Origin of the sequence: Variovorax sp. DAIF25 (genome assembly GCF_050711835.1) — a bacterium.
Classification (GTDB): Bacteria; Pseudomonadota; Gammaproteobacteria; order Burkholderiales; family Burkholderiaceae_C; genus Variovorax.
The window spans coordinates 7,008,667-7,025,099 of sequence record NZ_CP136636.1; the positions used below are offsets into that span (position 1 = coordinate 7,008,667).

Here is a 16,433-nt window from a genome sequence, read left to right on the forward strand (position 1 = left end):
CCGCTCGCCGGCCCGAAGGAGACCCATGACCACCCTCGATCGAAGGGCGCCTCGTCGCGCCCTGCCGCTGGCCCTGGCCGCGATCCTGTGCACCGCCCTCGCGGCCTGCGGCGGCGGAGGCGGCGGTGCCGCGAACTTCGCGCTGCCACCGGTCGCCACGCCCGCGCCGCCACCGCCGGCCGCGCCCGATCCCGCGCTCGCCAGCACCACCGAAGGCCCGGTCGCGGGCCAGCGCCAGGACGGGCTGGTCGCCTTCCTCGGCATTCCCTATGCACGCCCGCCGGTCGGCGACCTGCGCTGGGCGCCGCCACGGCCGCCCGCCGCGCACGACGCGACGCTGCAGGCCCAGGCCTTCGGCACCGCCTGCCTGCAGGCGCCCGAGACCAATGTCGACGGCCGCTCGGCCGAGGACTGCCTCTATCTCAATGTCTGGAAGCCCGCGGACGCGAAGCCCGGCGACCGGCTGCCGGTGCTGGTCTACATCCACGGCGGCGCCTTCGTGCTCGGCTCGGGCTCGCAGGCCTCGGGTACGCTCGCGGCGCGCGGCGGCGTCGTGGTGGTGAGCTTCAACTACCGGCTCGGCGCGCTCGGCTACCTCGCCAACCGCTCGCTGCGCGCGCTCAACCGCGACGGCAGCCTCGGCAACTTCGCGCTGATGGACCAGATCGCCGCGCTCGAATGGGTGCAGCGCAACATCGCTTCGTTCGGCGGCGACGCGGGCAAGGTCACGATCTGGGGCACCTCGGCCGGCGCCACGCAGAGCTTCTCGCTGCTGCAGTCGCCGAAGGCCCGGGGCCTGTTCCACCGCGCCGTGATGCAGAGCGGCGGTGGCGGCGAGTACTCGAACCAGGGCATGGACACGGCGCTGGGCATCGGCGATGCCGCGGTCGCCAGGCTGGGCTGCGCCGGCAAGGCCGACGACGCCGCCACCGTCGCCTGCCTGCGCGGCCTGCCGGCCTCGGCGCTGCTGGCCGTGGGCGGCAGCAAGTGGCGGCCCACGGTCGACGCGCAGGTGCTCACGCAGGTGCCGGCGCGCGCCTTCGAGAGCGGCAACTTCAACCAGGTGCCGGTGATGATCGGCGGCGTGTACGACGAGGGCACCCTGTTCGTCGACACCAGGCTCGGCGCCGACGTCTACCCGTTCTACCTGCGCGGCCTCGCGCCCGCGGGCTTCGACACCACGGCCATCGAGGCGGCCTACCCGCTCTCGCGCTTCGCGGTGCCGGCGCAGGGCGTCGCGCGCGCCATCGGCGACGGCATGTACGCCTGCGGCAACAGCGCGCGACGCGGCGCGCTCTCGGCCTGGGTGCCGGTCTACGGCTGGGAGTTCACCGACCCGGTGCTGTCCTTCCCCGCCAAGCCCTCGGCCTTCTACTACGGCAGTGCGCACGGCATGGACAGCTTCTATTTCGGCGACATGGCCGACCAGCTCGCGGGCTATCCGTACCTCGATGCCGCCGACACCACGGCCGCGGGCGGCGATGCCGTCGTGGCCACGCAGCGCCGAGCGCTCGCCGCGCAGATGAGCACCTACCTGCTCAACTTCGTGCGCAGCGGCGATCCGAACCAGGGCACGCCGGTCGCCACGCCCTGGCCGCGCTTCGCCTCCCCGGCCGACCCGGCGCTGATCGCCTTCGGCTATCCCGCGATCGGCGTCACGCGCGGCGACTTCGAGCGCACGCACCGCTGCGACACGCTGTGGGGACCGGGCGTGTTCCCGCCGATCTACTGATGAACACCACCATGCATTCCACAGACTCCCCTTCCGCGGACGCCGGCGCGCAGGCCGTCATCGACCACCTCGCGGCGCGCCAGCAGCCCATCGTGGCCTGGCTCGAGGACTTCCTGCGCATTCCGAGCGTGAGCGCCGACCCGGCCTTCGCGCCCGGCATGGACACGGCGCGCCGCTTCCTGCTCGAGCGGCTGCGCGCCATCGGCCTGCACGAGGTGCAGCTGCTCGACGGCGGCGGCGAGCCCGCGGTGTACGGCGAATGGAACGGCGCGCCCGGCCGGCCCACCCTGATGGTCTACGGCCACTACGACGTGCAGCCCGCCGACCCGCTCGCGCTGTGGCGCACGCCGCCGTTCGAGCCGGCCACGGTCGACGGCCGGCTCTATGCGCGCGGCAGCTCCGACGTGAAGGGCTCGACCACCATCGCGCTCGAGACCATCGCCGCCTTCCTCGCGGTGCGCGGCGGCTGCCCGGTCAACATCAAGGTCTTCCTCGAGGGCGAGGAGGAGACCGGCAGCCCCTCGCTGCGCCGCCTGGTCGAGCGCCACCGCGCGCTGCTGCGGGCCGATGCGGTGCTGTCGGCCGACGGCGGCCGCGCGAGCGCCGAGGTGCCGACGATCAACACCGGCGCGCGCGGCAATGCGCAGCTCGAGGTGCGCCTGCGCAGCGCGCACAAGGACCTGCACTCGGGCCGCTACGGCGGCGGCGTGCGCAACGCGCTGCACGAGATGGCGCGGCTCATCGCCTCGCTGCACCATGCCGACGGCGGCGTGGCGGTCGAGGGCTTCCATGCCGGCGCGCAGCCGCCGACGCCGCGGCAGCGCGCCGACACCGCGGCCTTTCCCTACGACGAGGCCGCCTTCTTCGCGGACGTGGGCGGCAACGACCACGGCGAGCCCGGCTACAGCGCGCGCGAGCGCATCACGCTGCGCCCCGCGCTCGACGTCAACGGCCTGTGGGGCGGCTACACCGGCGAGGGCGGCAAGACCATCGTGCCCTGCGAGGCCGGCGCCAAGCTGACCGCGCGCGTGGTCGCGGGCCAGGATCCGGGCGCCGTCATCCGCGCCGTGCTGCGCCACCTGCAGGCGCACTGCCCGCCGGGCTGCACGCTCGAGACCGTCGCGCTGCACGAGGGCTCGCCGGCCTCCACCCTCGCGCCCGCGCATCCGCTGGTGCGCGCGGCCGAGGCCGTGCTCGAGCGCGAGAGCGGCCGCCGGCCGATCCATGTGCGCCTGGGCGCGAGCGTGCCGGTCACCGCGCTGTTCAAGGAGACGCTGGGCATCGACACGCTGATGTTCGGCTTCAACCTGCCCGACGAGGACGTGCACGCGCCGAACGAGTTCTTCCGGCTGGCGTCGATCCAGCAGGGCACGCGCGCGTGGACGCTGCTGCTGGCGGAACTGGCGTCGTACCCGCCGGCACGGTTCCACGGGCACTGAGCGCGCGGGCTCGGCATTCCGCCGGCGGCTTGCCCGCGCGGTGAGCGGCACGGCACCCGCGGCCCCGTTCGAGCACATCGTGATGGCGGCTACCATCGCGCAGCGTCTGCCCGACCTGCCGTCTCCGCCCCTCCTTGCCCATGAAGCTGCTTGCCGCCCGCGTCTGCGCATTCGTCCTGGGAGCCGCCGCGTCCCTCGGCGTCGCCGCCGCCGATCTCGACGCCGGCGTGCGCGCCTACCGGGCCCGGGACTTCGATGCCGCCGTGGCCCAACTGCAACCGCTGGCGGAGCTCGGCGACCCGGATGCGGCCTTCTACCTGGGCAGCATCCATGCCCGCGACGACAGCCGCCATCAGGACGACTACATGGCCTACAAGCTGCTGTCGCGCGCGGCACGCGCCGGCCGGGTCGATGCCAGCGACGCACTGATCCTGATGCGCGCCAAGGGCAAGGTCAGCCTCGTGTTCGAAGGCTATGCGCTACGCCCCGCGGACAAGGCCGGGCTGGAGCCGCTTCGGCAGGCCGCGCTCGAAGGCCGCTTCGACACGCTCGGCACGGAGAACCTGACGCGGCTCGCGGTCGCCTACTGCGAGCACATGGGATTGGCCGAGGGAAGCGGTCCCCAGAGAACCGTCGATCGCAACGAGAACGTGCACGACTGGCTGCAGCGGGCGGCGGAGGCCGGGGAGCCGCGTGCGCAGTTCCTGCTCGGCATGCTGTATGCCGGTGGCCAACCTTGCCATGGCGTGTCGGTGAAGATCGATCGTGCCCTCGGTCTGTCGTGGTGGCGCAAGGCTGCCGCCCAAGGCCTGCTGCAGGCCCAGCGAACGATCGCCGCCTTCGTCGTGCGCGCGCGGGATGGCATCCCGGCCGATCCGAAGGAAGGCATGGAATGGCTGCGCCAGGCGGCGGCTCGCGACGATGCGCCCGCCATGGCGTGGCTGAGCATCTATCACGACAAGGGCTACGGAGTGCCCAGGGATGCGGCGCAAGCCATGCGCTGGTTCCGGAAGGCAGCCGATCTCGACGACGTCACCGCGCTCGACAACCTGGGCGACATGCTGTCGGCGGGCCAGGATGTCCCGGCGGATCCGGTCGAGGCGCATGCCCTGTACCGGCGCGCCGCGGACCTGGGGGACCCTTATGCGCAGCGCCGTCTGGCCGAGATCTACACCCAGGGCGCCGGCGTGGAAAAGAGCGCGGAACGCGCGCTGCAGTGGCGCACCGCCTCCGCGCGCGGCGGCGACCCGGTGTCGCAGACGATCCTGGGCCAGATGTACCTGTTCGGACGCGATGCGCCGCGCGATCCCAAGGCGGCACTGGACTGGCTGCGCGAAGGAGCGAGCCGCGGCCAGCCGCAAGGCCTGCTTCTGCTGGGCAGCGTGCTGGAGGCGGCGCCGGATGGCCTGGCGAAAGCCTGGGCGCTCTACACGCTGTCCGACCGCGCGGGCGAGCCCCGGGCAGCCCCGCGGCGAAACACGATCCAGGCCCGGATGTCGGCCGACGAACTGGCGCGCGGCGAGCGCCTGGCGGCCGACTGGCGCATGGACGCACGCCAGCCCGGCGACTGGAATTGGCGGGCTCTCTCCCTCACGGCGACATCGCCGGAGGACAGTTTCTAGAGCTGGACAGCCACCACGCCTCGTGGCCGCGCTGCGTGCCAGGCTTCAGTGATCCTTCCCGGGTGACGGCGAAGCCTTCGCCGCTTCCGCGGCCAGCGCCGCGCGCAGCTTGTCCTTCTTGCTCGGCCGCGTGCCCTTGATCCCGCCCGTGCCGCTCGCGTCGACCAGCGGCGGCGCGACCTCGGTGGGCTCGAAGCCCTCGATGCGCTCGCGCGGCACGCGCCGGTCCTGGCGCTTCTCGATCAGGCGGAAATGCGCCTCGGAGGCCGGCGTCACGAAGCTGATCGCCAGGCCGCTCTCGCCCGCGCGGCCGGTACGGCCGATGCGGTGCACGTAGTCGGTGGGCGAACGCGGCAGGTCGTAGTTGACGACCACCGGCAGCCGCGCGATGTCGAGGCCGCGCGCGGCCAGGTCGGTGGCCACCACCACGTCCCAGCGGCTCTGCTTGAACTGGTCGAGGATGTCGGTGCGCGCGCCCTGCGAGATGTCGCCGTGGAAGGGCACGGCATAGATGCCGTGGCGGTAGAGCTTCTCGGCCACGGTCTGGGCGGCATGCTGGGTGGCGACGAAGACCAGCACGCGGCCCCAGGCCTCGCCGTGCTGCTCGAGCAGGTGGCGCAAAAGCTGGGTGCGGCGGGTGCTGTCGACCTCGATCGCGCGCTGCACGATGTCGGGCGCGGTGCCGGGCTCGCCCTGCACGTCGATCGTTTCCGGGTCGCGCAGCATGCGGTCGGCCAGCGCCTGGATGGCCTGCGGGAAGGTGGCCGAGAACAGCAGGTTCTGCCGCTTCGCCGGCAGCTGCGCGAGGATGCGGCCCAGCTCCTCGGCGAAGCCCAGGTCGAACAGGCGGTCGGCCTCGTCGAGCACCAGCGTGGCGATCGCGTCGAGCCGCAGCGCGTTGTGCTCGACCAGGTCGAGCAGCCGGCCCGGCGTGGCGACGATCAGGTCGGCGCCGCCGCGCAGGCCCATGAGCTGCGGATTGATCGACACGCCGCCGAACACCACCGCGATGCGCAACCGGTCGGGCAGTGCGCGCGCCAGGTCGCGCAGGGTCTCGCCGACCTGGGCCGCGAGCTCGCGCGTGGGCACCAGCACCAGCGCGCGAAGCCGGCGCTCACCCCCGGCCGAGTCGGCGGCCAGCCGGTGCAGCAGCGGCAGCGAGAATGCCGCGGTCTTGCCCGAACCGGTCTGGGCCGAGCCGCGCAGGTCGCGCCCCTGCAGAATCGCGGGAATGGCCGCGGCCTGGATCGCGGTCGGCTCGGCGTAGCCGCGTTCGGCGGCGGCGCGCACGAGCGCCGGGGCCAGCCCCAGCGATGCGAAGGACGGGGTGGGCGCAGCGGTCAAGCGGCGGTCTCCCCACGGAAGAAGGCGGGCGGCAGGTGCATCGGAAAGGCTCGTCTGGGCTGGTAGAAAAGAGATCGGGAACGAAGAGAACGCAAGAACATGGCAACCCACAAGGACAACCCGGCGGCCACCCGGCTGGTGTATTCGACCGAGGCCGGCGGCCGCATGTGCCCCGATTGCGGCGAACCGCTGGCGCAATGCCGCTGCAAGGACCTCGCCGAGCAGGCGCGGCTGCGCGCCGCCGATGGCATTGTGCGTGTGTCGCACGAGACCGCGGGCAGAAAAGGCAAGGGCGTGACCGTGGTGAAGGGCGTGGCGCTCGACGCGGCGGCCCTGCTTTCGCTCGGCAAGCAGCTCAAGGCGGCCTGCGGCACCGGCGGCACGGTGAAGGACGGCACGATCGAGATCCAGGGCGACCACCGCGAACAGGTGATCGCCACGCTCACCAAGCTGGGCCACACGGTCAAGCGCGCGGGAGGCCGCTGATGAAGCCCGAGGACCTCGAGCGCCTGGTCACGCTGGCGATGCCCTTCGGCAAATACAAGGGAACGCTGATCGCCGACCTGCCGGGCAACTACCTGACCTGGTTCGCGCGCGAGGGTTTTCCCCCGGGAGAGATCGGCCGGCTGCTCGCCTTGATGCATGAAATAGACCACAACGGGCTCTCCGGGCTGCTCAAACCGTTGCGAAACCGCCCGTCGGGATCAGAGGTTTCCCGATGAATGTGCAATTAAAAGCTTGATTTCCCGGCCAAACCGGGATAATCGCCGCTACGTGTCAGTGAGCCATCGGCTCCCGTGCACGTTATCCGGTGATCGGTCAGTTTCGCGCACAGCGCCTTTGTTTGTTGTGATTCTGGGACTCCATCGCTTTTTCTGTTATTTGGTTTTTTTGAGTTGAGGAGTCCCTTTCATGGGCAAGAAACTTTACGTGGGCAATCTCGCCTACTCGATCCGTGACAACGACCTGGAGCAAGCTTTCGGCGCCTACGGTGCCATCGTCAGCGCCAAGGTCATGATGGAACGTGACACCGGCCGCTCCAAGGGCTTCGGCTTCGTGGAAATGGGTACCGACGCCGAGGCGCAAGCCGCGATCGCCGGCCTGAACGGCCAACCGGTCCAGGGCCGTGCCCTGACCGTGAACGAAGCCCGTCCGATGGAAGCCCGCCCGCCCCGTAGCGGTGGCGGCGGCTACGGTGGTGGCGGCGGCGGTTACGGCGGTGGTGGCGGCGGCGGCGGTTACGGCGGCGGCGGCGGTGGTCGCAGCGGCGGTGGCGGCGGCTACGGCGGCGGCGGTGGTGGCCGCAGCGGTGGCGGCTACGGCGGCGGCGGTGGCAGCGACGACGGCTACGGCCGCGGCGGCTACTAAGCCCTCGCACCCCATCGAATGGCGGCCCTGCCGCCTTTCACTGAAAAAGCTCCTTCGGGAGCTTTTTTCGTTTCTGCGCCACCCCCGTCTCGGGGCCGCGCGGGCTTACCCGTAGTAAGCGCTACGCATTAGTCCCTACCGGTCAGGTCAGCCAGCGGTCAGCCGCCGGAAACGACCCTCATCCCTCCAAAACAGAGGGTCGAGAGACATGAAAATCAAGAGCCAGGCCGACTTCTTTTCAGGAGTCATGTTCACGGCCGTGGGCGGCGCCTTCGCCATCGGCGCCACCGCATACAACATCGGCGACGGGGCCCGCATGGGTCCCGGTTACTTCCCGCTCATGCTGGGCATCCTGCTCGCGCTGCTCGGGCTGGGGATCATGTTCCAGGCCATGGTGGTCGAGACCACCGACGGCGATCCGATCGGCAAATGGGCCTGGAAGCCGCTGGCCTACGTGCTGGGCGCCAACCTCGCGTTCGGCGTGCTGCTGGGCGGCCTGCCGAGCATCGGCCTGCCGGCCATGGGAATGATCATCGCGATCTACGCGCTCACCATCATCTCGAGCATGGCGGGCGAACACTTCAACCTGCGCGACGTGCTGGTGCTCGCCACCATCCTCGCGGCGGGCAGCTACGTGGCCTTCATCTGGGCGCTCAAGCTCCAGATCCAGGTCTGGCCCACCTTCATCGCCGGTTGAGGAGCACACCGCCATGGAACTGTTCCACAACCTCGCGACCGGCTTCGGCGTCGCCTTCACCTTCACCAACCTGCTGTACTGCCTGGTCGGCTGCATCCTGGGCACGCTGATCGGCGTGCTGCCCGGCATCGGCCCGGTCGCCACCATCGCGATGCTGCTGCCCGCGACCTACGCGCTGCCCCCTGTCTCGGCCCTGATCATGCTGGCCGGCATCTACTACGGCGCCCAGTACGGCGGCTCCACCACCGCCATCCTGGTCAACCTGCCCGGGGAGTCGTCCTCGGTCGTGACCTGCATCGACGGCTACCAGATGGCAAGGCAGGGCCGCGCGGGCCCGGCGCTCGCGGCCGCGGGCCTGGGCTCGTTCTTCGCGGGCTGCGTGGGCACGCTGATCCTGGCCGCCTTCGCGCCGCCGCTGACCGAGCTGGCCTTCAAGTTCGGCCCGGCCGAGTACTTCTCGCTGATGGTGCTGGGCCTGATCGGCGCCGTGGTGCTGGCCTCGGGTTCGCTGCTCAAGGCGGTGGCGATGATCGTGCTGGGCCTGCTGCTGGGCATCGTCGGCACCGACGTGAACTCGGGCGTGGCGCGCTTCAGCTTCGACATCCCCGAACTGACCGACGGCATCGGCTTCGTGGTGATCGCCATGGGCGTGTTCGGCTACGGCGAAATCATCGGCAACCTCTCGCAGCCCGACGACGAGCGCGAGGTCTTCACGCACAAGGTCAAGGGCCTTTGGCCCACCAAGGACGACTTCAAGCGCATGACGCCCGCGGTGCTGCGCGGCACGGCCCTCGGTTCGGCCCTGGGCATCCTGCCGGGCGGCGGCGCGCTGCTGGCGGCCTTCGCGGCCTATGCGCTCGAGAAGAAGATCAAGATGCGCCCGGGCGAAGTGCCCTTCGGCAAGGGCAACATCCGCGGCGTGGCCTCGCCCGAGTCGGCCAACAACGCCGGCGCGCAGACCTCCTTCATCCCGCTGCTGACGCTGGGCATTCCGCCCAACGCCGTGATGGCGCTGATGGTGGGCGCGATGACGATCCACAACATCCAGCCGGGCCCGCAGGTGATGACCAGCAACCCCGAGCTGTTCTGGGGCCTGATCGCCTCGATGTGGATCGGCAACGCGATGCTGATCATCCTGAACCTGCCGCTGATCGGCATGTGGATCAAGCTGCTGACGGTGCCCTACAAGTTCCTGTTCCCGGCGATCGTGCTGTTCTGCGCCATCGGCGTGTACTCGACCAACAACAACACCTTCGACGTCTGGATGGTCGCGATCTTCGGCTTCGTCGGCTACCTGTTCCTCAAGCTGCGCACCGAGCCGGCCCCGCTGCTGCTGGGCTTCATCCTCGGGCCGATGATGGAAGAGAACCTGCGGCGCGCGCTGCTGCTGTCGCGCGGCGCCTGGAGCGTGTTCGTCACGCGGCCGCTGTCGGCCGGCCTGCTGGTGGCCGCGGCGCTGCTGCTGGGCATCGTGCTGCTGCCTGCGGTGAAGTCCAAGCGCGAGGAAGCCTTCGTCGAGGATTGAGCGCCCCGCGCATCCCATGAAAGAAAAGGCCCCGGTTTGTCCCGGGGCCTTTTCTATTGGAGGAAGGCGTCGTACGCGGTCTTGAGGATCAGCGCGCTGACCACGACCATGAACACGATCCGCACGAAGCCCGCACCGTGCCTGAGCGCCACGCGCGTGCCTATCAGGCTGCCGGCCACGTTGGCGACCGCCATCGCCAGCCCGTAGTGCCACCAGACATGGCCCTTGAGCGCGAGCAGCAGCAGCGCCGCGCCGTTGGTGAGCACGTTGATGACCTTGGCCGAGGCCGAGGCGTTGAGGAAGTCGTAGCCCATCCAGCGCACGAACAGGAACACCAGGAAGCTGCCGGTGCCGGGACCGAAGAAGCCGTCGTAGACGCCGATGCCCAGGCCGATGCCGCAGGCGGCGAGCGTCTCGGCGCGGCCGGTGAAGCGCGGCGCGTGATGGCGGCCCATGTCCTTGCGCGCCAGGGTATAGAGCAGCACCGCCAGCAGGATCGCGGGCAGCGCGCGGCGCAGGAAATCGCCCGGAAACTGGGTGACGCCCCAGGCGCCGGCCAGCGCGCCGCAGAAACCGGCCAGCGCGGCCGGCCACAGCGCGCCCCAGCGCATCTGCACGCGCTGGCTGAACTGCGCCGCCGAAGCGGCCGTGCCCCAGATCGACGCGCTCTTGTTGGTGCCCAGCAACGTGGCCGGTGGCGCGCCGGGAAAGGCCGCGAACAGCGCCGGCACCAGGATCAGTCCACCCCCACCCACGATCGCATCCACGAACCCCGCGAGCAGCGAGGCCGCGGTCATCAGCCACATTTCCATGGCCGCGATTGTCGCACCGGAATCGCTATCAAAAGAGTAGCTATACACAGAGCTACCGCCGGCCGTTCCGCCGCTTTTCACGACAAGGATTCGGGGCACCGATGCGACAGCGACAGGCAAAAAAAAAGCGCCGACCAGCGGCGCTTTTCAATCTGTGAACCAGGCTCTCGAATGTAGCCTTTTGGATGATTGTTCTTGTCGATCGGGAATTTGTCTCCTCGGCCCTCGGCAGCACGAGCAGGGCCCGTTCGCGAGTGGCTGGACTTTAGGGGGTGCACCGCCGCAGTGCATTGGGAATTACCCGCTTTGCCTTACTTTCGCGCACGGCGTAGCAAACCAAAGTGTTTCATGCGGTTAACGATGGTGGCACGACTTGTGCACAGAGTCCGGACCACCACTCCAAGAAGAGACCGCCGCCATGGCCCTGGTACCGCAAGCCTCCATCAGCGCCGCGGACACCGCGTGGATGATGACCTCCACGGTGCTGGTGCTGCTGATGACGCTGCCGGGCATCGCCCTCTTCTATGCCGGCATGGTGCGGCGCAAGAACGTGCTCGCCACCATGGCCTGCGTGGTCGCCATCGCCGCGGTGGTGTCGCTGACCTGGTTCGCGCTCGGCTACTCGCTGGCCTTCACGCCCGGCTGGCCCTGGCTCGGCGGCACCGGGCGCTTCTGGTTCGCGGGCTTCGATTACCTGAAGGACGCCGGCACGCTGACCGTGAGCCACGTGGCGCCCAACGTGCCCGAGACGGTCTACGCGATGTTCCAGCTGAGCTTCGCGATCATCACCACCGCGCTGGTGCTCGGCGCCTTCGTCGAGCGCATGCGTTTCTCGGCCGTGCTGTGGTTCGCGCTGCTGTGGAGCGTGCTGGTCTATGCGCCGATCGCGCACTGGGTCTGGGAGCCCGGCGGCTGGCTCGCGCAGATGGGCGCGCTCGACTTCGCGGGCGGCTCGGTAGTGCACGTCAACGCGGGCGTGGCGGGGCTGGTCTGCGCCTATGCGCTGGGCCCGCGCCGCGGCTATGGCCGCGAGCCCTTCGAGCCCTACAACCTGGCCTTCACCATGACCGGCGCCAGCCTGCTGTGGGTGGGCTGGTTCGGCTTCAATGCGGGCTCGGCGGTGGCGGCCGACGGGCGCGCGGGCCTCGCGATGCTGGTCACGCACGTGGCGGCCGCCGCGGGCGCCGCGAGCTGGATGATCGCCGAGTGGACGGTGCGCCGCAGCCCCTCGCTGCTGGGCCTGTGCTCGGGCCTGGTCGCGGGGCTGGTGGCGATCACGCCGGCCGCGGGCTTCGTCACGCCGCCCTCGGCGCTGGCCATCGGCGCCATCGCCGGCCTGGCCTGCTACTGGGGCGCCACCGGCCTCAAGCGCCTGCTGGGCGCGGACGATTCGCTCGACGTGTTCGGCGTGCACGGCATCGGCGGCATCGTGGGCGCGCTGCTCACGGGCGTGTTCGCCGACAAGGCCATCTCGGGCGCCAGCGGCAACGTGCTGACGCAGGCGATCGCGGTCGGCGGCGTGGCGGTCTACAGCGCGGCCGGCACCGCGATCGTGCTGTTCCTGGTGCGCGTGCTGGTGGGGCTGCGCGTCGATCCCGACAGCGAGGTGCAGGGGCTCGACCTGGCCCAGCACCGCGAACACATCGGAGGCTGAACCGCGATGGATGGCCACGTCCTGTCCGAGAGCGAGCGCATCGCGCTCGCGGCGCGCCTGCACGTGGCCCTGCGCCGCAAGCACGGCCGCGTGACCGACACCGAGTGGATGGCCGTCAATGCCGAGTACGCCACCGAGATGGTGCGCTTCGCGCGCGCGCATGCGGCCGAGACCCACGACGACGAGCTCGCGGCCATCGCGCTGCGGCTCGAGCAGGCGATGGAGCCGCTGGCGCGCGCCGCGCGGCTCGAGGCCGCGGCGCGGCTGCCCGACGGCAGCGGGCGGCAGCCGCCGCCCAAATACATCGGCGGACTGCGCTAGGCGCTCTTCGCGAGCGCCGTGTCGCGGATCGCCTGCAGCGTGGTCGACGGCGTGATCGCCTCCGGATCGAGCACGCAGTGCAGGATCGCAGGCTTGCCGCTGGCCCGCGCGCGCGCCAGCGCGGGGCCGAACTCGGCGGTGCTCGTGACGCGCTCGCCGTGGCCGCCGAACACCTCGGCATAGCCGCGGAAGTCGGGGTTCTTCAGCTGCGTGGCGCTGATGCGGCCCGGGTAGTGGCGCTCCTGGTGCATGCGGATGGTGCCGTACATGGCGTTGTCGAGCAGCACCACGAGGATCGGCAACCCGTACTGCACCGCGGTCGCGAACTCCTGGCCGTGCATCAGGAAGTCGCCGTCGCCCGCGAACACCACCACCTCGCGCTGCGGCCACAGCCGCTTCGCGCCGACGCCGGCCGGCAGGCCGTAGCCCATCGAGCCGCTGGTGGGCGCGAGCTGGCTCGCGAAGGCGCGGAACGGCCAGAAGCGGTGCACCCAGGTCGCGAAGTTGCCCGCGCCGTTGCAGAAGATGGTGTCGTGCGGCAGCACCTCGCGCAGGTGCTGCATCACCTCGCCCATCTGCAGCGGGCCCGGCACGCGGATCGGCGCCGGATCGCTCCAGCGCAGGAACTCCTCGCGCGCCTCGGCAGTGCGCGACTTCCAGGCCGGCGCCTGCGCCGGCCTCAGCCCGGCCACCGCCTCGGCGAAGGCACGCGGCGTGGCATGGATGCCCAGCGCGGGCCGGTAGAGCTTGCCGAGCTCGTCGGCATCGGCATGCACGTGCACCAGCGCCTGCGCGGGCTGCGGAATGGCCAGCAGCTCGTAGCCCTGCGACGGCACCTCCGACAGCCGGCCGCCGACCAGCAGCACCAGGTCGGCCTCGCGGATGCGCTGCAGCATGCGCGGATTGGCGCCCAGCCCCAGGTCGCCCGCGTAGCAGGGATGCTCGGCCGACAGCAGCATCTGGCGCCGGAACGAGCAGTACACGGGCAGCGAGTGGGCCTCGACGAATTGCGCGAACTGCTGCGTGGCCTCGGCCGACCAGCGGCTGCCGCCGAGCACCACCACCGGCCGCTCGGCCTGCGCGAGGCGCTGCTGCAGCTCGGCGATCTGCGCCGCGCCCGGATGGGTCTCGGTCACGGCGTAGGGCAGCGCATCGGCCACCGCGGCGGCCTCGGTCAGCATGTCCTCGGGCAGCGCGATCACCACCGGGCCGGGCCGGCCCGAGGTCGCCACGTGGAAGGCGCGCGACACCAGCTCGGGCACGCGCGCGGGGTCGTCGATCTGCACCACCCACTTGGCCATGGTGCCGAACACCGCGCCGTAGTCGAGCTCCTGGAAGGCCTCGCGCCCCAGCGCCTCGCGCGCCACCTGGCCCACGAACAGCAGCAGCGGCGTCGAGTCCTGGTGCGCGATGTGCACGCCGGCCGAGGCATTGGTCGCGCCCGGTCCGCGCGTGACGAAGCAGACGCCGGGCCGGCCTGTGAGCTTGCCCTGGGCCTCGGCCATCATGGTGGCGCCGCCTTCCTGGCGGCAGACGGTGACGGCGATCGAGGCGTCATGCAGCGCATCGAGCACCGCGAGGAAGCTTTCGCCGGGAACGCAGAACAGCTGCTCGACGCCGTGCAGGACGAGCTGGTCGACCAGGAGCTGGCCGCCGGTGCGGGAGGTGGGGGTCACGAGAGGGCTCCGATGCGAGGGAGAAGAAGAAAGAAGGACGGAATCATTCGAGCGCCGCGCAGGCCGCCGCGATGCGCGCGCAGGCCTCCTCGAGCTGCGCCATCGAGGTCGCGTACGAGATGCGGAAATAAGGCGCCAGCCCGAACACGCTGCCCGGCACCACCGCCACCTCGAAGTCCTCGAGCAGGTAGCGGCAGAAGTCCGCGTCGCTGGCCAGCAGCGCGCCGCGGCGCGTGCGCCGGCCCAGCAGGCCCTCGCAGCGCGCGAAGGTATAGAACGCGCCCTCGGGCCGCGGGCAATGCAGGCCGTCGATGCGGTTGAGCGCGGCCACCACGAAGTCGCGCCGGCGCTGGAAGTCGTCGCGCCGCTCGGCCACGATGCCCTGCGGCCCGGTCAGCGCCTCGATCGCCGCGGCCTGGCTCACCGACGAGGGGCACGAGGTGGTCTGGCTCTGCACCACGGCCATCGCCGCGATCAGCGCGCGCGGCCCGGCGCCGTAGCCCACGCGCCAGCCGGTCATCGCATAGGCCTTCGACACGCCGTTGATCGTCAGCGTGCGTTCGCGCAGCCGCGGCTCCACCGCCGCCGGCGTGGCGAAGGCCAGGCCGTCGTAGAGGATGTGCTCGTAGATGTCGTCGGCCAGCACCCACACGCGCGGATGCCGCAGCAGCACCTCGCACAGCGGCTTCAGCTGATCGGCGCCGTAGGCCGCGCCGCTCGGGTTCGAGGGCGAGTTCAGGAACAGCCAGCGCGTGCGCGGCGTGATCGCCGCCTCGAGCTGCGCGGCCTCGAGCCGGAAGCCCTGCGCGTCGCCGCAGGGCACGCCGACCGGCACGCCGCCGCAGATGCGCACGATATCGGCGTACGAGGTCCAGTAGGGCGCGGGCAGGATCACCTCGTCGCCCGGATCCAGGCTCGCCATCAGCGCGTTGAAGATCACCTGCTTGGCGCCCGCGCTCACGCTGATCTCGTCGAGGCCGAAGTCCAGCGCGTTGTCGCGCCTGAACTTGAGCTGCACCGCCGCCTTCATCGCCGGGCTGCCGTCGAGCACCGTGTAGCGCGTGTCGCCGCGCCCGATGGCGCGCACCGCGGCCTCACGCACGTTGTCGGGCGTGTCGAAGTCGGGCTCGCCCGCGCCCAGCACGATCACCGGGCGGCCCGCACGCTTGAGCGCGTTGGCATGGTCGGTGATGCGCAGGATCTCCGACACGCCGAGTGCGCGCACGCGCTGCGCCGGCTCGAAGTTCGAGGAGGAGGACGAAGAGGCGGCGGAAGCGGGACTCACTTGGCGTAGCTCTCCAGCGGCTTGTCGTTGGGCTCGAGCACCAGCTGCTTGAGCATCGCGCTCATCGGCAGGTTCAGGCTGGTGTTCTTCGGCGGGATCGGCGCCACGAACCACCTGGTGTAGATGCGCTCGAGCTCGCCGCTCTTCATGAGGCGGCGCAGCGCGCCGTCGACCGCCGCCTTGAAGGCCGGGTCGTCCTTGCGGAACAGCAGCGCGATCGGCTCCGAGCCCAGCGGCTCGCCGACGATGCGGTAGGCCGTCGGGTTCTTCGAGTTCGCGATGATCCCGGCCAGCAGGTTGTCGTCGAGCACGAAGGCATCGGCGCGGCCCGACTCCATCAGCAGGAAGCTCTCGAGGTGGTCCTTGCCGAGCATGGTGTTGATGCTCACGTTGTTGCTGCGCTCGCGCTTGCGCAGCAGCTGCACCGCCGTCGTGCCGGTGGAGGCCGACACGGTGCGGCCCGCGAGCTGGTCGAGCGTGGTGATGCCCGAGTCGACGCGCGTGGCCATGCGCACCTCGCTCACGTAGGTGGTGAGCGCGAAGGCCACCTGCTGCTGGCGCGCGAGGTTGTTGGTGGTGGGGCCGCAGCCGATGTCGAGCGTGCCGTTCTGCACCAGCGGGATGGTGTTCTGCGCGGTGACCGCCATGTACTCGAGCTTCGCGGCCGGCACGATGTCCTTGAGCACGCGCTCGCACAGCTCCACGTGGTAGCCCACGTACTTCTCGCCCGCGCCCAGCATGTAGGCCATGGGCGGCGAGGCCTCGCGCACGCCGAGCACCGCCTTGCCGCTGGCGGCGATCTTCTCGAGCGTGCCCGCGGGCGCCGGTTGCTGCGCGCCGGCCGTGGCGGCCAGGGACAGCAGCAGCGTGGCGGCCGCGGCCTTGAGCGGGTGCAGGGATGGAATGAAGTTCATGTCGTCGTCTCCTCGTCGTTGTGGTGATGGATGGTCAGGCAAGC

At 70.8% G+C, this 16,433-nt stretch carries 15 protein-coding genes; 10 read left to right on the forward strand and 5 right to left on the reverse strand.

Annotation, left to right across the window (positions count from 1 at the left end):
* Positions 1-25 precede the first annotated feature (25 nt).
* The 3 genes from R0232_RS32390 (at position 26) to R0232_RS32400 (ending at position 4,793) form a co-directional block, all read left to right on the forward strand.
* Positions 26-1,732: a carboxylesterase/lipase family protein gene (locus tag R0232_RS32390; protein ID WP_431510683.1), complete on the forward strand. Its 1,707-nt coding sequence runs from the start codon at positions 26-28 to the stop codon at positions 1,730-1,732.
* 11 nt (positions 1,733-1,743) lie between these two features.
* Positions 1,744-3,171 (forward strand): dipeptidase, encoded by a 1,428-nt coding sequence (locus R0232_RS32395; RefSeq protein WP_431510684.1) that lies wholly within the window; start codon positions 1,744-1,746, stop codon positions 3,169-3,171.
* A 140-nt stretch (positions 3,172-3,311) separates the two neighbouring features.
* Positions 3,312-4,793 carry an SEL1-like repeat protein gene (locus R0232_RS32400; protein WP_431510685.1) on the forward strand — a complete coding sequence of 494 codons (1,482 nt, stop codon included), beginning with the start codon at positions 3,312-3,314 and terminating at the stop codon, positions 4,791-4,793.
* Between the two features lie 45 nt (positions 4,794-4,838).
* Here R0232_RS32400 and R0232_RS32405 read toward each other — a convergent pair whose 3' ends face one another.
* A complete protein-coding gene (locus R0232_RS32405) occupies positions 4,839-6,137 on the reverse strand; it encodes a DEAD/DEAH box helicase (protein ID WP_431510686.1) in 1,299 nt (432 codons plus the stop codon).
* 99 nt (positions 6,138-6,236) lie between these two features.
* Here R0232_RS32405 and R0232_RS32410 point away from each other — a divergent pair, with 99 nt between their 5' ends.
* The 5 genes from R0232_RS32410 (at position 6,237) to R0232_RS32430 (ending at position 9,727) form a co-directional block, all read left to right on the forward strand.
* On the forward strand, positions 6,237-6,623 hold the full coding sequence (locus tag R0232_RS32410; protein ID WP_057597644.1) for a translation initiation factor Sui1: 387 nt from the start codon (positions 6,237-6,239) through the stop codon (positions 6,621-6,623).
* Positions 6,623-6,859, forward strand: coding sequence for a DUF3820 family protein (locus R0232_RS32415; protein WP_057597643.1), 237 nt, complete (start codon positions 6,623-6,625; stop codon positions 6,857-6,859). Before R0232_RS32410 ends, R0232_RS32415 begins: the two co-directional genes overlap by 1 nt.
* A 190-nt stretch (positions 6,860-7,049) precedes the next feature.
* A complete protein-coding gene (locus R0232_RS32420) occupies positions 7,050-7,505 on the forward strand; it encodes an RNA recognition motif domain-containing protein (RefSeq protein WP_093351005.1) in 456 nt (151 codons plus the stop codon).
* Between the two features lie 208 nt (positions 7,506-7,713).
* Entirely contained in the window at positions 7,714-8,202 is a 489-nt protein-coding gene (locus R0232_RS32425) for a tripartite tricarboxylate transporter TctB family protein (protein WP_093351008.1), read from the forward strand.
* 13 nt (positions 8,203-8,215) lie between these two features.
* A complete protein-coding gene (locus R0232_RS32430) occupies positions 8,216-9,727 on the forward strand; it encodes a tripartite tricarboxylate transporter permease (protein ID WP_093351011.1) in 1,512 nt (503 codons plus the stop codon).
* 53 nt (positions 9,728-9,780) lie between these two features.
* Here the strand turns inward: R0232_RS32430 and R0232_RS32435 are convergent, their stop codons facing one another.
* Positions 9,781-10,539 carry a sulfite exporter TauE/SafE family protein gene (locus R0232_RS32435; RefSeq protein WP_431510687.1) on the reverse strand — a complete coding sequence of 253 codons (759 nt, stop codon included), beginning with the start codon at positions 10,537-10,539 and terminating at the stop codon, positions 9,781-9,783.
* 418 nt (positions 10,540-10,957) lie between these two features.
* On the opposite strand from R0232_RS32435, the gene R0232_RS32440 reads away from it, so the two are divergent.
* Both R0232_RS32440 and R0232_RS32445 read left to right on the forward strand, forming a co-directional pair.
* Positions 10,958-12,193, forward strand: a complete 1,236-nt coding sequence (locus R0232_RS32440) for an ammonium transporter (protein ID WP_431510688.1) — start codon at positions 10,958-10,960, stop codon at positions 12,191-12,193.
* 6 nt (positions 12,194-12,199) lie between these two features.
* Positions 12,200-12,514: a hypothetical protein gene (locus tag R0232_RS32445; RefSeq protein ID WP_057597260.1), complete on the forward strand. Its 315-nt coding sequence runs from the start codon at positions 12,200-12,202 to the stop codon at positions 12,512-12,514.
* On the opposite strand, the gene R0232_RS32450 is transcribed toward R0232_RS32445, so the two are convergent.
* Genes R0232_RS32450 through R0232_RS32460 form a run of 3 tightly spaced genes read right to left on the reverse strand, consistent with a single transcriptional unit; the run spans position 12,511 to position 16,389 of the window.
* Positions 12,511-14,190 carry a thiamine pyrophosphate-binding protein gene (locus R0232_RS32450; RefSeq protein WP_431510689.1) on the reverse strand — a complete coding sequence of 560 codons (1,680 nt, stop codon included), beginning with the start codon at positions 14,188-14,190 and terminating at the stop codon, positions 12,511-12,513. The genes R0232_RS32445 and R0232_RS32450 overlap by 4 nt on opposite strands.
* 43 nt (positions 14,191-14,233) lie before the next feature.
* Positions 14,234-15,475: a pyridoxal phosphate-dependent aminotransferase gene (locus tag R0232_RS32455; RefSeq protein WP_431510690.1), complete on the reverse strand. Its 1,242-nt coding sequence runs from the start codon at positions 15,473-15,475 to the stop codon at positions 14,234-14,236.
* Complete coding sequence (locus R0232_RS32460; RefSeq protein WP_431510691.1) at positions 15,472-16,389, reverse strand: amino acid ABC transporter substrate-binding protein; 918 nt, start codon at positions 16,387-16,389, stop codon at positions 15,472-15,474. The genes R0232_RS32455 and R0232_RS32460 overlap by 4 nt, the downstream gene beginning before the upstream one ends.
* Positions 16,390-16,433: the final 44 nt, after the last annotated feature.